Consider the following 15880-nt stretch of genomic DNA (forward strand, 5'->3'; position numbering starts at 1 on the left):
TCATTGCGGTCCCCCTTGCTGGCTCCCTGGCCCAAGCTGCTGCAGCATGTTATTGGCTTGGTCGAAATCATAGCGTGTAATGGCCTGGTGCAGCGCGTCCGCGAACCTGTCGCCAGCGGCGTTGCGCAGGGCGGGCAGGATTTCCTCGAAGAGACGCAGGGCCTCGGCGTCGTCGGCGGCCAGCAGTTCGCTCAGACGTGCGAGGGCGGCGGGGTCCAGGGGGGGTTCGGCCTTGCCGTTCCCGGAGGGGGGGGGCTGACCGCCGTCCAGCAAGCCGGGCAGCGCGGCGAGGGTGCGCTCCAGTTCCTCCTGCAGGCCGCCCAGGGCGGCTTGCGCCGGGGCGTCGCAGGGGTCGGTGGCACTCAGCCAGACGCCGGCCGCGGCTTCCAGGCCGTGGGCGCCGATATTGCCGGCCAGACCCTTGAGGGTGTGGATGCAGCGGTGGGCCGCGGCGCCATCCCGCCGGGCGAGCGCTGCGCGGGCCTCGTCCAGGCAGCCGGGCTGTTGGGCGGCAAAGCGCTCCAGCAGATGGCGGTAGAGGCGGGCGTTGCCGCCCAGGCGGGACAGGGCGGCAGCGGCATCGATGGCTTGCGCCCCCGGCGGGGTGGGCGTGAGGGCGATGGTCAGGGCCTCCCCCTCCGCCAGGGCAGGCCCGCGGCCCGTCCAGTGGGCCAGTTTGCGGTAGAGCTCGGCCACATCCACCGGCTTGGGGATGTAGTCGTTCATGCCGCAGGCGAGGCAGCGTTCCCGGTCGCTGGCCAGGGCGCCGGCGGTCATGGCCAGGATAGGCAGGGTGGCGAAGCGGGGCTCGGCCCGCAACAGGCGGGTGGCCTCGAAGCCGTCCATCACCGGCATGTGGCAGTCCATGAGCACCGCGTCGAAGCGGGCGCCGCTGCGCAGGCGCTCGACGGCGGCGACCCCGTTCTCCGCCGACTCGACCCGCACCCCAGCCTGGGCGAGGATTTCCTCGGCCAGTTCGCGATTGACTTCGTGGTCCTCGACCAGCAGCACCGTGAGGCCATCCAGGTCCACCTCGCGGGGCAAGGCGCGCCCGGGGCCGATGACGGCCGGCGAACGGCCTTCGGCGTGCAGGGCCAGGGCGATGCCGTCCCACAGGGCCGAAGCGGTGACCGGCTTGGGCAACACGGCCCCCACATCCAGGTCGCGCACGGCTTCGGCCAGTTCGTCCCGGTCGTAGGCGGTGGTCATGACGATGGCCGGCGTCGCGGCGGCGGTCGGGGCCTGGCGCAGGCGGCGCACGGTCTCGACGCCATCCAGGCCGGGCATCTGCCAGTCGGAAAGCAGAAGCCCGTAGGGGGCGCCGGCTTCGGCCGCCCGGGCGAGTTCGTCCAGGGCTTCGGGGCCGGAGGCGACGGCCCGGGCGTTGAGGCCCAGGCCGGAGAGCATGTGCAGGAAGACCTCCCGGGCCGCGCTGTTGTCATCGACGACCAGGACCGCAAGATCGGTTGGGGCAGCCATTTCCCGGGCCGCCACGGCCTCCGCGCTCTGGGGCAGGGCGAAGCGGGCGTCGAAGTGGAAGCGGCTGCCCAGGCCGGGGGCGCTCTCGACGCCGATTTCACCGTCCATGAGCGTGACGATGCGCTTGCAGATGGAGAGGCCCAGGCCGGTGCCGCCGTAGCGGCGGGTGGTCGAGGTATCGGCCTGGGAGAAGGCGGTGAACAGGCGCCCGATTTCCTCCGGCCCGATGCCGACGCCGGTGTCACTGACGGCGAATTGCAGGTGGAAGCCGGTGGCTTCGCGGGCGGCAAGGCTCACGCTCACCGTGATTTCGCCCCGCTGGGTGAATTTGAGGGCGTTCCCCACCAGATTGACCAGCACCTGGCCCAGGCGCAGGGAATCGCCGCGCAGGCGGCGGGGAACGTCGGGAGCCACGTCGAAGAGGAGTTCCAGGCCCTTGTCGCGGGCTTTCAGCACCGAGAGGTCGGCGATGCGTCCCAGGACTTCCTCCAGGTCGAAGTCGGCCTGCTCCAGGCGCATCATGCCCGCCTCGATTTTGGAGAAGTCGAGGATGTCGTTGATGATGCCCAGCAGGCCCTTGGCGGCGGCGTCCACCTTGTCCAGGTAATTGCGCTGGCGGGGGGTGAGGCTGGTCTGCTGGGCCAGATGGGTCATGCCCACGATGGCATTCATGGGGGTGCGGATTTCGTGGCTCATATTGGCCAGGAAGTCCGCCTTGGCGGCCGCGGCGGCTTCGGCTTCGGCCCGGGCGGCGCGGGCTTCGCGCTCGGCGTTTTTCAGCTCGGTGATATCGACGATGAGGCCGATGAGGCCGCCGGGGGAACCATCGGGATTGCGGAAGCCGGTGACCGAATACAGGGTGTCGTGGGGCTCCCCGTCGGCCAGGACCATGCGCACCTCCCGCGCCACGCGCCCGCAGGAGGCGATGATGGCTTCGTCCTCGGCCTGGTAGGCGATGCGGTCGGCTTCGGGCAGGTAGTCGAGGTCGAGCACGCGACGGCCCACGAAGCGGTGCCGGTCCACGCCGAAGGCCTCTTCGTAGGCCGCGTTGCACCCCAGGAAGCGGGTGTGGGCGCCCTTGTAGAAAATGGGATTGGGGATGGTGTCGAGCAGGGCCTGCACCAGGGCGAACTGGCGGGCCAGCTCCTCCTCGACGATGCGCCGGTCGGTGACGTCGAGGATGGTCGCCAGCAGCGAGCTCACCCCGCCCTGGGCGTCGCGGATGGTGGTGAGTTGGATGTCGGCCCACAGGGAATGGCCTTCCTTATGGACGAAGCGGGCCTCGGTGCGAAAGCGCGGCGATTGGCCTGCGGCCAGTTCGCGGTAGGCGGCGAGGACGCGCTCCTTTTCCTCCGGGGCCAGCAGGTCGAGCCCCGTTCCGGCGAGCAGTTCCTCGCTGGAGTAGCCGCTGAATTCGGCGAAGGCGCGGTTGACGCGCTGGCGGTGCAGGTCGGGGCTGAGGTTGGAAATGCCGATGGCGGCATTGTCGAAAATGGCGCGGAAGAAGGATTCGCTCTCCAGGGCCTTGCGGCGGCTGTCTTCCAGTTGCCGGGTGCGCTCTTCCACCTTGGCTTCCAGGGCGGTATTGGCCTCGTCCAGACACTGGGTCGCCTCGTGCAGGCGCTGGCGCATGGTCTCCTGGGCGCCGGCCAGCTGCCGGACCTCGCGCCAGGGGGCGGCGGTGGCGACCGGCGCTGCGAGGTCCATGCGGCCGATGCGCTCGGCCTCCCGGGCCAGGTGATCGAGGGGGGCGCCAAACTGCCGCCCCAGCCGGATGGCGACGAAAATGCCGGCCAGCAGCGCGAGGAGCGCCACGGCGCCCAGGAGGGCCAGGTCGCTGCGGCGGCTGGGGAGGAACTCGGCCTCCTCCGCGAAGACGCCCAGCCAGAGCTGGTGATTGCCGGCGGCGATGGGGTGATAGAGGGCGTACCAGGGCTGATCGTCGAAGGGGAATTCGTGGAGTCCCGGCCGCAAGGCGCCGGAAGTCACCCGCAGGGCTGCGGCGATGTCCTTGAGACCGAGTTCTTCTGGCGGCTTGAGGACGTGCAGCTTGCGCTCTTCCGGCGACGCGAAGCGCGGATCCCGCGGCAGCGCCACCAGGCGGCCGTCGGCCAGGAAAAAGCCGGCCTTGCCGGAATGGCCGACGGTGAGCGAAGTGGTGAACTCGGACAGCTTGAGCAGCCCCACGTCGTGGGCGATGACGTAGCGCCGGCCGCGGGCGTCGGTGAACTGCATCGCCGCGGTGATGCCCGGCTCCCGGGTGGTGTAGAAGGTGTAGGGGGCGGTCCAGAAGATGCTTCCGTCGCGGGCCTGTTCCAGGGCGCCCCGGAACCAGGGCCGGGTGCGCGGATCGTAATCCGTCTCCCGCGCTTCCTCCTTCTCCATGCGCCCGTCGCTGCCCCAGGTGACCCAGAAACTCTGCCGGCCCCAGCGGGCCGGATCGGACAGGCGGGTGATCCAGCGGCCGTCCCCCAGGCGGACCAGGAACATCTCGCGGCCCGTCTCGTCGGCCAGGATGACCGAGGAGATTTCCCGGTGATTGGCGATGCGCGGCTGGAAGAACTTGAGAAACTCCTGCAGGGAGGGATCGAGGTTGCTCTCGGCCGCCGCCCAGTCGCGGCTGATGCGCAGACTGACCTCGACGGTCTCGAACAGGCGCCCGGCACGGGCCTCCAGTTGTTCCGACACCAGGCCCATCTGAGCCTGGGCGAGACCGCGTACGGCGGGCTGGAAAATGAGGCGGTAGCTGCCGGCAGCGAACACGGCCAGGGCGAGAGAAAGCAGGAGCCCGATGCGCAAGACCAGGCTGTTGGCGAAGCTGGGCCGCCGCAGTGACATTCCCCCAATCATTGTTATCGTCCCCGCGCCGCGGGCCTCCCCTCTGTGCTTTCGGGGACGTATACGCCCGGCATCGGGCCGAAGTCAACGCAAGGGCGCCGGCGTCGAAGTCCCGGACGAATTCCGGGTTCCGTTCCCGGGGGATGCGGGGGTGAAGCTGTGCCGGGCCAAGCCGGGTCAATGCAGCGCGCGGCTGATCAGCCAGAGCGCCGCGACGGCCGCGGCGGCGGCGAGGCCCCAGGCGATGCGGCGGGCGAGCAGGCGATTCTCCGCCTCTTCCCGGCGCTCTTCGTTGATCAGGCGGCGCAGGCGGCGCAGGGCGGCGATGCCCACGGCGCGGCGTACGGCGTGGTCCAGGTCTTCCTGCGTGCTCACGGCACGATGTCCAGGTCCGGCGCGGGACCGAGAAAGTTGAGGCGGCGGTGCAGGGCGGCGGTGACGGCGATGCGGCCGTCGGCGTCGATGCGGATGGCCTGGGTGATGCCCAGGCGCCGCGCGGCGTCCTGCCAGTCGTGCGGGCCGGCGATGAAGAGCGGTTTCGAGGCGGCGTCGGAAAGGGTGCCAGCACGGGCGCCGCCGGGAATGACCACGGTAAGGGCCTGGGTGTGGGCCGCCGGAGCGCCGCTGCGGGGGTCGAGAAGGTGGGCGTAGCGTTGGCCGTCCAGTTCGAAGAAGCGCTGGTAGTCGCCGGAGGTGCCTATCGCCTCGCCGTCGTCCAGTTCCAGGGTGGCCAGGGGGCCGGGCTGGCGGGGGTGCTGGATGCCGACCCGCCACTTGCGACCTTCCTTGCTGCCCAGGGCGAGGATGTTGCCGCCGATGTTGATGAGGGCGTTGGTGACGCCCTGTTGCCGCAAGAGCGTGGCGGCACGGTCGAGGGCGACGCCCTTGAGGTAGCCGCCGAAATCCAGGGCAACTTCCCGCTTGCGGCTGCGCACGGTGGTCCCCTCGACCCGCAGGTCGGCGATGGAGGGTTGTGCCTTGCGCCAGGCGGCGAGGGCGGCGGGATCGGGCAGTTGGGCCTTGAATTCGTCGGACTGGAAGCCCCACAGGGCGATGAGGCGGCCGATGCCGGGGTCGAAGAGATGGTCACCCCGGGCGGCGAGGGCCTGGGCTTCGCGGATGAAGGCGGCCAGCTCGGGCGTGACGGTGTGGGCCTGGCCCGCGGCGATGGCCTGGTTGAGGGCGGTGAGTTCCGAGGGCTGCCAGGCGTGGTAGGCGCGGTGCAGACGGTCGAATTCGCGCAGGACGGCGGCGATGGCGCTGCGGGCGGCCTCCGGTTCGGCGGCCACCACGAGGACTTCGACCCGGGTACCGAAGACGTAGGCTTCCTGCTGCTGCACCGGCGTGCGGCCGCAGGCGGCGAGCAGGGCCAGGAGTGCGGCCAGGACGGCGAGCTGCGGCAGGGCGCTCAGGCGCCGCAGCACTGGTCCTCCAGGGCGGCGAGGGTGGCAGCGGCCACGTCGAAACCCGTCTGGGCGTGGATTTCGACCATGCAGGTGGGGCTGGTGACGTTGATTTCGCTCAGGTGCTCGCCGATGACGTCGAGGCCCACGAGGAAAAGGCCCCGTGCGGCGAGCCGAGGCCCCAGGTCGGCGGCGATGGCCAGATCCCCGGCCGACAGGTCCCGGGCGACGCCGGTGCCGCCCAGGGCGAGATTGCCCCGGGTTTCGCCGGCGCGGGGGTAGCGGGCCAGGGCGTAGGGCGCCGCCCGGCCGGCGACGAGCAGGATGCGCTTGTCGCCGTCGGCGATGGCGGGCAGGTAGCGCTGGGCCATGACGCGGCGTCGGCCCAGGGCGGTGACGGTTTCCAGGATGACGTTGCGGTTGGGGTCCTTGCGCCCGACGCGGAAGATCCCGGTGCCGCCCATGCCGTCCAGGGGCTTCAGGATGACGTCGCCCTCGCGGTCGATGAAGGCCTGCAGGGCGGCGCTCTGGCTGGTGACCAGGCTGGGGGGAATCAGATGGGGAAATTCGGCGATGGCCAGTTTTTCGTTGTGGTCGCGCAGGGCGCGGGGGCAGTTGAAGATGCGGGCGCCCTCGGCCTCGGCCCGTTCCAGGAGCCAGGTGGCGGCGAGGTATTCGCCGTCCATGGGGGGGTCCTGACGCATGAGCACGGCGTCGAAGTCCTTGAGGGCGCGCTCGCCCCGCCCGCTCTCCCGGAACCAGGTTGAGTCGTCGTCCTGAAGCACCAGATCGATGGCTTCACCCCGCACCGTACCGCTGTCGCCGTCCCGGGGCACTGCCCAGCCCAGGGTCGCCGCGTCGATGGCGCTCACGGCATGGCCCCGCGCCTGGGCGGCCCGCATCAGGGCGACGGAAGTGTCCTTCCAGGCCTTGAGGCTGGGCAGGGGATCGACGATGAAGGCCAGCCGGAGGGGCGGTCCCCGGCGGGCCGGCGGGGCGGGGGGAAGGAGGGTCATGGCGTAGGGCTCAGAGCCTGCGCAGCGTTCGGGCACGACGGGCGGGGGCGAACGGAATTTTCACAGGCTCTCAGCCCTCGGCCGGCGCCGTCCGCTCCAGTTCCACCGCTGCGGCCAGGGCGGCGAGGCGGGCGACGACGCCGTAGGCGTAGAAGCGGTTGGGCGCGTCGTCCGGGTTGCGGCCGGGCTGAGGCAGACTGCACGAGGTCTCGAAGGCCAGGGGCTCGAAGTGCATGCCCGGGGCGTTGAGGTTCTCGTCCTTGCCGCGGGCCTTGTGCACGCGGTAGAAACCGCCGACCACGTAGCGGTCGATGAGGTAGATCACCGGCTCGGCCACGGCGTCGTGCACCGTCTCGACGGTGGGGACGCCTTCCTGGATGAGGACTTCGCTGACCTCCAGGCCTTCCTTGCCCACGCTCATCTTGTTGCGCTGCTTGCGGTTGAGGCCGATCACTTCCTCGGCGTCGCGCACGGTCATGACGCCCATGCCGTAGGTGCCGGCGTCGGCCTTGACCACCACGTAGGGTGTTTCGGAGATGCCGTACTGGCGGTACTTTTCCCCCACCTCGGCGAGGACGGCGGCGACCTGGGCGGCCAGGCATTCCTCGCCCTGGCGCTCGTGGAAATTGACGCTGCGGCAGACGGCGAAGGTGGGGTTGATGCGCCAGGGATCGATGCCGATGTGCTCGGCGAAGGCGGTGGCGACCTCGGCGTAGGCCGCAAAGTGGTGGGACTTGCGCCGTACGGCCCAGCCGGCGTGGAGCGGCGGCAGGACGAATTGCTCGTTGAGGTCGCGCAGGATATCCGGGACGCCGGCCGAGAGGTCGTTGTTGAGCAGGATGGCGCAGGGATCGAAGCCCTCCAGCCCCAGGCGGCGGGGGCTGCGGCGCAGGGGTTCGAGGAGCAGGCTGTCGCCGTCGGGAAGGGCGACGGGGGTGGGGGCGGTGATCTCCGGGAGCAGGCTGCCCACCCGTACGGTGAGGCCGGTGAGGGAGAGCAGATGGGCCAGGCGGGCGACGTTCTGCAAATAGTAGACGTTGCGCGTGTGGTTCTCGGGGATGAGGAGCAGGTCGCGGGCGTCGGGGCAGATTTTTTCGATGGCCGCCATGGCCGCGTGGACGCAGAGGGGCAGGAAGGCCGGGTTGAGGTTGTTGAAGCCGCCGGGGAAGAGGTTGGTATCCACTGGCGCCAGCTTGAAACCGGCGTTACGCAGGTCGCAGGAGGCGTAGAAGGGGGGGGTGTGGTCCTGCCACTGCCCCCGCAGCCAGTGCTCGATGGTGCTGGCGTTGTCGAGGAAGCGTTTTTCCAGGTCGAGCAGGGGGCCCGACAGGGCGGTGGTGAGGTGGGGAACCATGGGATTTCGGGTACGGCCTTGGGAGGCCTATCTTACACCGTGGGGCATCAGGGGGCGGCGAAGGTGGCCGGCAGGGGGGCGTTCTCCAGGCTGCGCTGGGTGAACAGGAAGCGTCCGTCGCAGACGAAGCCCAGGGCGGCCCAATCGAGGGCGTTCAACTGGCGGCAGAGTTCGGCGAGGTCCGCCGCCGGGTCATGGGGAAAGAGGGCGAGGATGGCGCCGTCGTAGTGGGGGCAGGGGTGGAGGAAGAAGGGTTGCTCGCGCCGGGTGCGGCCATTGACGTAGATGCGGGGGGCGTCGGTCTCCGGGTAGCTGCGGCCCCATTGCCACCAGTTGCTCTCGTCGAAGGCGCGGATGCGACGGGCGATGAGGCGCGCCTTGTGGGGCAGGAGCGCCGGGTGGGGGCCTGGCCCGCCGGGGGCCTGCCAGATCATGCGCCGGGTTGCGCCGCTGGCGGCGGTCTGGGAACAGACGAAATCGCGATTGCCGCGGGGGTCGGTATAGACCTCGTCGGCGCCGGAAACCGCGCCGACCCGCACCGAAAACAGGTCGCCCAGGCAGCGGGCGTGGCGGTCGCGAGCAAAGTGTAAGTGTCCGCTCACTTCCTGGAAGAGTCTCTCTTCCCATTGCAGCGTTACCAGTGCTGTGCCCAGGGCGCTGCGGCGAGGCAGGGCGGCGTAGCGCGTGCCGCGGCTGAAATCGTCCCGTTCGAAGCGCCAGATGAGGCAGTTGGGCATGGCGCCGGAAAACACCGGGGTGTCGCCCAGGTCGATGGCGTCGGTGATGCTGCCCTGGGTATACAGCCAGCGATTGAGGGCCACGGCCGAGGTGGTCTTGAGGAAATCCCGGGGGGTGATGAAGATGAGTTCACCGCCGGGTTCCAGGTGACGCACCGCCTTTTCGATAAAGAAGAGGTAGAGGTTGGAGCGGCCGTCGAAAAAGCGGCTGCTGAGGCGGCTGCGGGTTGCGGGGGCGATGTCCTGGAAGCGCACGTAAGGGGGGTTGCCGATCACCGTATGGAAGCGCTCACTCTCGGGGTAAGCAAAGAAATCCATGACGATTGCCCCGGGGGGCGCGTGGCGGGCGTCGGCTTCGACGGCGACGCAGCCGGGGATGCGGCGGGAGAAGGCGCCGTTGCCCGCCGAGGGTTCCAGGGTTCGGCCCTGGCGCCGACGCAGGGCGAGCATGGCCTCCACCACCGCGTCGGGCGTGAAGACCTGGCCCAGGCCGGTGACGTCGTAGGGGGGAGGGACCTCCGCTACGTCGGGCAGGGGGGCGTCAAAGGGCAGGTCGAGATTCACAGGCGGTAGTCGGAGGCTGCCAGGCGCTCCAGGCGGGCCAGCACTTCGGAAAATTCGTCCTCGCCCCGGGCGGCTTCGTCGAAAAATTGCAGGGCGGAATCGAGGGTTTCCCGCACCAGGTCGCCGACGAAATTTTCCTGGATTTCAGACAGACCCAGGCTGGCCAGGGTGCGGGCCAGGCTTTCCAGTTGGTCCATCATGTGGCGCTGGCCGGCGAGGCGGTTGCTTACCAGACGCTGATTGGTGCGCGTCAGGGCGCCGCGCAGTTCGGCCAGGGAGCCGGCGATGCCGACCTTTTGCAGGTCACGCTCGTTGGCGGCGTCCATGCCCTGCACGCGAATGTCGGCGCTTTCGGCCAGAACCGCCAGATGGTCCCGCAGGCGACCCACCTTGTCCGGGTCTTCCGTGGGCAGGTTGTTCACCAGCAGGGAAACATGGGCGTAATTGACCGCGGCGCGGGAGCCGAATTCAAAAATGCGGCCCATGTTGCGCATGGTGTCGAGGACCGAGGTTTGCAGGGGCGAAAGCTCGCCTTCGGTGGACACGGTCACGGGTTCGCCGTTGCCGCGCACCTGGACGGCACCCCGCAGACCCCAGGCGGCCATGGCCTCGGAGAGCCGGCGGGCGAGGGCGTCGTGGGTGTCGGCGCTGGCCCCCTGGCGGAGGAATTCGATCACCACCCCCAGGTCGCCCATGGTGCTCATGGCGGAAAACGCTGCCTGGGAAGCGAAGGCCGATTGGGCGGCCAGATCCTTGAGGCGCTGCCGCTGCTGCACCACGGCGGCGACCTTGTGACGCAGTTCGGCCGCGGTGATGGGCTTGGTGATGAAGTCGTCGCCGCCGGCTTCGTAGGCGGCGAGCCGCTCCGGTGCGGTGTCGTGGGCCGAGACGAAAATCACCGGCACCTCGCTGCCTCCCTCGCGCAGGCGGCGGCAGGTGTCGTAGCCGCTGAGGCCGGGCATCTCGATGTCGAGGAGCACGGCGTCGAACTCCGCCGGGGCGGCGAGGAAGGCTTCGCCGTTGGCGAATTCCGCCACCGCGTATTCCCCTTCCAGCAGGCGGATGAGGATCATGCGCTGGGGGGCGTTGTCTTCGACGACGGCGATGCGGTTCTTGTCGCTCATGACTTTCTCCTGGGCATTGAGAGCGTCTGAATTATCCTGGAAACCCCGGTTGGGCGTGACGAGCGGGGGCGAAGGAAATGTTCACGGGCGCTCAGTCGCGGTTGACCGAGAGCACGGGCTGGGTCTCGCTCTCGGACACCAGGACGGTGAGGAGATTGGTCACCAGGCGGACCCGGTCTTCTGGATCGAGGGTGACGACCTGGGCTCGGGCCAATTCGTCCAGGGCCTGACGCACTATGCCCACCGCCCCTTCGACGATGCGCTGCCGGGCGGCGATGACGGCCTCGGCCTGCTGGCGGCGCAGCATGGCGCTGGCGATTTCCGGCGCGTAGGCCAGGTGGGCGATCTTGGCTTCGATCACTTCCAGGCCGGCGATGTCCACGTGCTCCTGGATGGTTCTTCCCAGGCGTTCGGCGACCGCCTCCAGGTCGCCGCGCAGGGAGTTCGCCCCCTGGGCGTCGTCATCGTAGTAGCGAGTGCTCGCTACCGCGCGAACCGCGGATTCGCTTTGGATGACGACGAAGGCGGCGTAGTTTTCCACCTGAAAGGCGGCCTTGGCGGTATCGGCCACCCGCCAGGCGATGACCGCCGCGACTTCGATGGGGTTGCCCGCCTTGTCGTTGACCTTGAGGGTCGGGGTATTGAGGTTGGCCACTCGCAGCGAGATTTTCTGGCGATGGCAGAGGGGGTTGAACCAGAAGAATCCTTCGTTGCGGAGGGTTCCCGCGTACTTGCCGAAAAAGGTCAGGACCGCCGCGATGTTGGGTTCGAGGACGATGAATCCCTTGGCGGCGATGAAGAGCAGGGGCAGGGCGATGAGCAGCCGGAACGGAGGCTGGCCGGTGGCGAGCAGTTCGCCGAGGAAGCGCCAGCCGAGCCCGCCGGCGACGGCAAGCCAGACCATGAGGACGACCCAGCCGGAAACATGGAAGGCCGGTCGTTCGGCCAGTTCTTCGGGGCGTGGGTGAGCCATTGCGGGTGCCTTGGGACAGGGGACGCCCATTCTACCCGAGGCCCGGCATGTCCTTGAAAGCAGGTACAATTCGCCCCCCTGCCGGCGCCGCCGGGCCTCCCCTCCAGAAGCGAGAATCACCATGCTGGTCGCAGCCAACATCACCATGCAGTTCGGGGCCAAGCCCCTGTTCGAGAACGTCAACGTCAAATTCGGCGACGGTTACCGTTACGGCCTCATCGGCGCCAATGGGGCCGGCAAATCCACCTTCATGAAAATCCTGTGCGGGGCCCTGGAGCCTTCCGCCGGCAACGTTTCCAAGGAAAAGCACGAGCGCATGGCCTATCTGCGCCAGGACCAGTTCGCCTACGAAGACGTGCGGGTGCTCGACGTGGTGATGATGGGCCACGAAGAAATGTGGGCCGCCATGCAGGAGCGGGACGCCATCTACGCCAACCCGGAGGCCAGCGAAGACGACTACATGAAGGCTGCCGACCTGGAACACCACTTTGCCGAGTACGGCGGCTACACCGCCGAGGCCCGGGCCGGCGAACTGCTCCTCGGGGTGGGCATTCCCACCGCCCAGCACGACGGCCCCATGAGCCAGGTGGCGCCGGGCTGGAAACTGCGGGTGCTGCTCTGCCAGGCCCTGTTCTCCAATCCGGACATCCTGCTCCTGGACGAACCCACCAACAACCTGGACATCAACACCATCCGCTGGCTGGAAGACGTGCTCAACGCCCGGGAATCGACCATGGTCATCATTTCCCACGACCGCCACTTCCTCAACCAGGTGTGCACCCACATGGCCGACCTGGACTACGGCAGGATCACGGTCTACCCCGGCAACTACGACGACTTCATGGAGGCTGCCACCCAGGCCCGGGAGCGCCAGTCCGCCGCCAACGCCAAGGCCAAGGAGCGCATCGCCGAATTGCAGACCTTCGTGCGCCGCTTCTCGGCCAACGCCTCCAAGGCCAAGCAGGCCACCAGCCGTTTGAAGCTCATCGACAAGCTGAAGCCGGAGGACGTCAAGCCTTCATCCCGCCAGTACCCCTGGATCCGCTTCGAATACGACGAGAAGGAAAAGCTGCACCGCCAGGCCGTGGAGGTGGAAAACCTCTCCTTCGCCTACCCGGGCAGTGCGCGCAAGGTCTTCAACAACCTCAGCTTCACCATCCATGCCGGCGAGAAAATCGCCATCATCGGCGAGAACGGCGTCGGCAAGACCACGCTGCTGAAGCTCCTGATGGGTGAAGTGCAGCCCCAGTTCGGCACCCTGAAGTGGGCCGAGAAGGCCAAGCCCGGCTACTACGCCCAGGACCATTCGGCCCTCTTCCAGTCCGACATCAGCCTCACCGACTGGATCGCCGCCGACGCCCGGGATTCGGCGGGGGAGGGCGGCGACGTGGAAACCCTGATCCGCGGCACCCTGGGGCGGCTCCTCTTCTCCGGCGACGAGGTGAAGAAGCCGGTGAAGGTCATCTCCGGCGGCGAACAGGGCCGCATGCTCTTCGGCAAGCTCATGCTGCAACGGGGCAACGTGCTCCTCATGGACGAGCCCACCAACCACCTGGACATGGAATCCATCGAGGCCTTGAACAGCGGCCTGGAGAAATTCCCGGGCACCCTGGTCTTCGTCTCCCACGACCGGGAGTTCGTGTCTTCGCTTTCTACCCGGGTCTTCGAGGTCAAGGGCGACGGGACCGTCGTCGACTACCTGGGCGGCTACGAGGACTACCTGGCTAGCCAGGGCGTCGCGTAGCCCGGAGCTACTGCGGCGTTCCGCCCGCTGCCAGGATGCGGATCAGGCGCACGCAGTCCAGGTCCGACTGGTGGTAAGCGGATTTGACGTATTCCACGTAGGCCTTGTCCTCCGACCCCTGGGCGGCAGCGAAGCTGGTGACGTAGGCGAAGCGCAGGAAGAGGTAGCCGGGCTGCGGCTCTTCCAGGGTGATGGTGAGCCTGCCGCCGGCGTGGGCCGGGCCGGGAAGAATGTCGAAGCGCACCCAGGAGGCTTCTTCCAGGGTCACCCGATCCTCGATGACTGCGGCGCCGAAATTCAGGCGGCGTTTGAGGCCAGCGGGGGAGCGTTCGACGATGGTGCAGGATTCCAGTCCCGGCAGGAAGGGGCGCGGGTCTTCCACCCGGGCCAGCAGGCCGGCCCAGACCTGGAAGCGGTCGAGGGAGGCGATGAGGGGATTCCCCGGGTCGTTGATGGCGATGAGATGTTCGAATTTCATGCCCGGATGTTAACATCGCCCCATGCAGCTTGAGCGACTCCTTCAGCGCCAGGGTTTCGGGACCCGCAAGGAGTGCCGCGCCCTGGTCCGCCACGGTCGGGTAAGGGTGGCGGGGCAGGCCTGCGACGATCCCTTCGCCGAAATTCCCCCAGCCCCCGATCTGATCTTCAGCGTCGATGGCGTCGAGTGGCCCTGGCAGGAGCGCGCCGTGCTCATGCTGCACAAGCCGGTTGGCCATGAATGTTCGCGCAAGCCCAAGCACCACCCTTCGGTGCTCGAACTCCTGCCCCGCCCGCTGCGGGAGCGGGGCGTGCAGCCGGTGGGACGCCTGGACGAAGACACCACGGGGCTGCTCATCCTCACCGACGATGGCGCCCTCAACCACCGCCTTTCCTCGCCGCGCAAGAAGCTGCCCAAGGTGTATTGCGCCACCACGGCCGACCCTCTGGGCGCGACGCAGATCGCCGCGCTGCTGGCCGGCGTCGTCCTCGATGACGACCCGCAGCCGGTGGCCGCGGCCGGGGCGGTCATGCTGGCCCCCCACACCCTGCGCCTCACCCTCACCCAGGGCAAGTACCACCAGGTCAAGCGCATGGTGGCCGCGGTGGGCAACCGGGTCACGGCCCTGCACCGGGAGGCGATCGGTGGCCTTGCCCTGCCGACGGACCTGGCTCCCGGCGCCTGGGCCTGGCTGAGCCCCGCCGAGCTGGAACGACTGGAACACACGCCATGACCCTCACCGAAATGCGTTACATCGTCGCCCTGGCCCGGGAGCGCCACTTCGGCAAGGCGGCGGACACTTGCCACGTCAGCCAGCCCACCCTTTCGGTGGCCATCAAGAAGGTCGAGGGCCAATTGGGCGGCGCCCTCTTCGAGCGCAATGCCTCCGAGGTGCGCATCACCCCCCTGGGCGAGCGGGTGGTGGCCCAGGCCCGGCGGGTGCTCGACGAAAGCGTCAAGCTGGAGGAAATCGCCAAGCAGGGTCGCGACCCCCTGAGCGGCCCCCTGCGCCTGGGGGTCATCTACACCATCGCCCCCTACCTGCTGCCGCCGCTCATTCCCGCCCTGCACCGCTGCGCGCCGGCCATGCCGCTCTTCCTCAAGGAGGATTTCACCGGCAACCTCATTCCGGCGCTCAAGGCGGGCGAACTGGACGTCATCGTCATCGCCCTGCCCATCGAAGAGCCGGGACTGGTGGCGCAAGCGGTGTACGACGAACCCTTCCGCGTCGTCGTTCCCGCCGCCCACCCGTGGTCCCGGCGCGAGGCGGTGGCGGCGGACGAACTCGACGGCCAGGACCTCCTCCTTCTCGGCCAGGGCAACTGTTTCCGCGACCAGGTGCTCGAATCCTGCCCCAAACTCAACGGGCCGGACGCCCTGGAACACTCCCTCGAAGGCAGTTCCCTGGAGACCATCCGCCACATGGTGGCCAGCGGCGCAGGGGTTGCGGTCATGCCCAGCACGGCGGCCGACCCCCTGGAGGGGCGGGAATCCCTGGTCAAGGTGCTGCCCTTCGGGGGCAGCGCGCCTTCCCGCCGGGTAGGACTGGTGTGGCGGGTGACCTTTCCCCGGCCGCAAGCCATCGACGCCGTGCGGGCGGCGGTGCTGGGCTGCAAGCTGCCGGGGGCGACCGCGGTACGGTAGGGGGCTTCCCTGGTCAACGGGTCGCGCTGCGCCCCTCTGCCGGGCGGTGTTTCACGTGGAACGGACCGCCCGGTAGGGGAAAGCCCAGCGGGGCTTGGTGCTTCGCGCGCGGCGGCGCTATTGTGTTCACCACTTTCCCGCAATTTCTGGAGCCATCCATGCGCCAAGCCTTGCTCATCACGGCCCTTGCCGTCCTGCCGTCCCTCGCCCAGGCGGTGGATATCAACGTCAACGTCGGATCGGTGCGCGTCGATGCGCCGGGGGTGTCCATCACCTTCGGCTCGCGCAACGACCGGGGGTATTACTGGGATGGCCACGAGTGGCGCGATCCCGACTACTGGCGGCGTCACGACGGACCCCGCGGCGAGCGCTATTACACCGGCCGGGGCAAGGGCGTTCCCCATCGGGATGGCGGCTTCTGCCCGCCGGGGCAGGCCAAGAAGGGCAACTGCTGACGGCTGCTGCCGGCACAGCCGTATCGTGGCACCAGGACGCGCTGTGTCGCCCGGGCGCGAAACCCGGGCCG

At 68.8% G+C, this 15880-nt stretch carries 13 protein-coding genes; 4 read left to right on the forward strand and 9 right to left on the reverse strand.

Annotated elements, in window-relative coordinates; all coding sequences use genetic code 11:
• The 8 genes from IPM73_16750 to IPM73_16785 form a co-directional block, all read right to left on the reverse strand.
• Complete coding sequence (locus IPM73_16750) at positions 1–4317, reverse strand: response regulator (GenBank protein MBK8919643.1); 4317 nt, start codon at positions 4315–4317, stop codon at positions 1–3.
• Positions 4318–4494: 177 nt separating this feature from the next.
• A complete protein-coding gene (locus IPM73_16755) occupies positions 4495–4692 on the reverse strand; it encodes a hypothetical protein (GenBank protein ID MBK8919644.1) in 198 nt (65 codons plus the stop codon).
• Positions 4689–5738 (reverse strand): FAD:protein FMN transferase, encoded by a 1050-nt coding sequence (locus IPM73_16760; protein ID MBK8919645.1) that lies wholly within the window; start codon positions 5736–5738, stop codon positions 4689–4691. The genes IPM73_16755 and IPM73_16760 overlap by 4 nt, the downstream gene beginning before the upstream one ends.
• On the reverse strand, positions 5726–6736 hold the full coding sequence (gene gshB, locus IPM73_16765) for a glutathione synthase (GenBank protein ID MBK8919646.1): 1011 nt from the start codon (positions 6734–6736) through the stop codon (positions 5726–5728). The genes IPM73_16760 and gshB overlap by 13 nt, the downstream gene beginning before the upstream one ends.
• A 70-nt stretch (positions 6737–6806) precedes the next feature.
• Positions 6807–8090, reverse strand: a complete 1284-nt coding sequence (gene gshA, locus IPM73_16770) for a glutamate--cysteine ligase (protein ID MBK8919647.1) — start codon at positions 8088–8090, stop codon at positions 6807–6809.
• 47 nt (positions 8091–8137) lie between these two features.
• A complete protein-coding gene (locus tag IPM73_16775; GenBank protein MBK8919648.1) occupies positions 8138–9277 on the reverse strand; it encodes a class I SAM-dependent methyltransferase in 1140 nt (379 codons plus the stop codon).
• Positions 9278–9387: 110 nt separating this feature from the next.
• Positions 9388–10515, reverse strand: a complete 1128-nt coding sequence (locus tag IPM73_16780) for a response regulator (protein MBK8919649.1) — start codon at positions 10513–10515, stop codon at positions 9388–9390.
• 91 nt (positions 10516–10606) lie between these two features.
• Entirely contained in the window at positions 10607–11488 is an 882-nt protein-coding gene (locus IPM73_16785) for an SPFH domain-containing protein (GenBank protein ID MBK8919650.1), read from the reverse strand.
• Between the two features lie 121 nt (positions 11489–11609).
• Here IPM73_16785 and IPM73_16790 point away from each other — a divergent pair, with 121 nt between their 5' ends.
• On the forward strand, positions 11610–13232 hold the full coding sequence (locus IPM73_16790; protein ID MBK8919651.1) for an ABC-F family ATPase: 1623 nt from the start codon (positions 11610–11612) through the stop codon (positions 13230–13232).
• A gap of 7 nt (positions 13233–13239) precedes the next feature.
• Here the strand turns inward: IPM73_16790 and IPM73_16795 are convergent, their stop codons facing one another.
• The gene (locus tag IPM73_16795) at positions 13240–13710 is read right to left on the reverse strand and encodes a DUF1857 family protein (GenBank protein MBK8919652.1); all 471 of its coding nucleotides are present in this window, start codon (positions 13708–13710) and stop codon (positions 13240–13242) included.
• A gap of 22 nt (positions 13711–13732) precedes the next feature.
• On the opposite strand from IPM73_16795, the gene IPM73_16800 reads away from it, so the two are divergent.
• The 3 genes from IPM73_16800 (at position 13733) to IPM73_16810 (ending at position 15809) form a co-directional block, all read left to right on the forward strand.
• On the forward strand, positions 13733–14443 hold the full coding sequence (locus IPM73_16800) for a 16S rRNA pseudouridine(516) synthase (GenBank protein ID MBK8919653.1): 711 nt from the start codon (positions 13733–13735) through the stop codon (positions 14441–14443).
• Complete coding sequence (locus tag IPM73_16805) at positions 14440–15354, forward strand: LysR family transcriptional regulator (protein MBK8919654.1); 915 nt, start codon at positions 14440–14442, stop codon at positions 15352–15354. The genes IPM73_16800 and IPM73_16805 overlap by 4 nt, the downstream gene beginning before the upstream one ends.
• Before the next feature lie 158 nt (positions 15355–15512).
• Positions 15513–15809 carry a DUF2502 domain-containing protein gene (locus IPM73_16810; GenBank protein ID MBK8919655.1) on the forward strand — a complete coding sequence of 99 codons (297 nt, stop codon included), beginning with the start codon at positions 15513–15515 and terminating at the stop codon, positions 15807–15809.
• Positions 15810–15880 lie beyond the last annotated feature (71 nt).

This window comes from Betaproteobacteria bacterium (assembly GCA_016720065.1).
Taxonomy (GTDB): Bacteria; Pseudomonadota; Gammaproteobacteria; order Burkholderiales; family Rhodocyclaceae; genus SSSZ01.

Coding starts and splice junctions, on each gene's coding strand:
- IPM73_16750 (MBK8919643.1), bottom strand. CDS start 4,317: ATGTCACTGCGGCGGCCCAGCTTCGCCAACAGCCTGGTCTTGCGCATC.
- gshB (MBK8919646.1), bottom strand. CDS start 6,736: ATGACCCTCCTTCCCCCCGCCCCGCCGGCCCGCCGGGGACCGCCCCTC.
- gshA (MBK8919647.1), bottom strand. CDS start 8,090: ATGGTTCCCCACCTCACCACCGCCCTGTCGGGCCCCCTGCTCGACCTG.
- IPM73_16775 (MBK8919648.1), bottom strand. CDS start 9,277: ATGCTCGCCCTGCGTCGGCGCCAGGGCCGAACCCTGGAACCCTCGGCG.
- IPM73_16780 (MBK8919649.1), bottom strand. CDS start 10,515: ATGAGCGACAAGAACCGCATCGCCGTCGTCGAAGACAACGCCCCCCAG.
- IPM73_16785 (MBK8919650.1), bottom strand. CDS start 11,488: ATGGCTCACCCACGCCCCGAAGAACTGGCCGAACGACCGGCCTTCCAT.
- IPM73_16790 (MBK8919651.1), top strand. CDS start 11,610: ATGCTGGTCGCAGCCAACATCACCATGCAGTTCGGGGCCAAGCCCCTG.
- IPM73_16795 (MBK8919652.1), bottom strand. CDS start 13,710: ATGAAATTCGAACATCTCATCGCCATCAACGACCCGGGGAATCCCCTC.
- IPM73_16800 (MBK8919653.1), top strand. CDS start 13,733: ATGCAGCTTGAGCGACTCCTTCAGCGCCAGGGTTTCGGGACCCGCAAG.
- IPM73_16805 (MBK8919654.1), top strand. CDS start 14,440: ATGACCCTCACCGAAATGCGTTACATCGTCGCCCTGGCCCGGGAGCGC.
- IPM73_16810 (MBK8919655.1), top strand. CDS start 15,513: ATGCGCCAAGCCTTGCTCATCACGGCCCTTGCCGTCCTGCCGTCCCTC.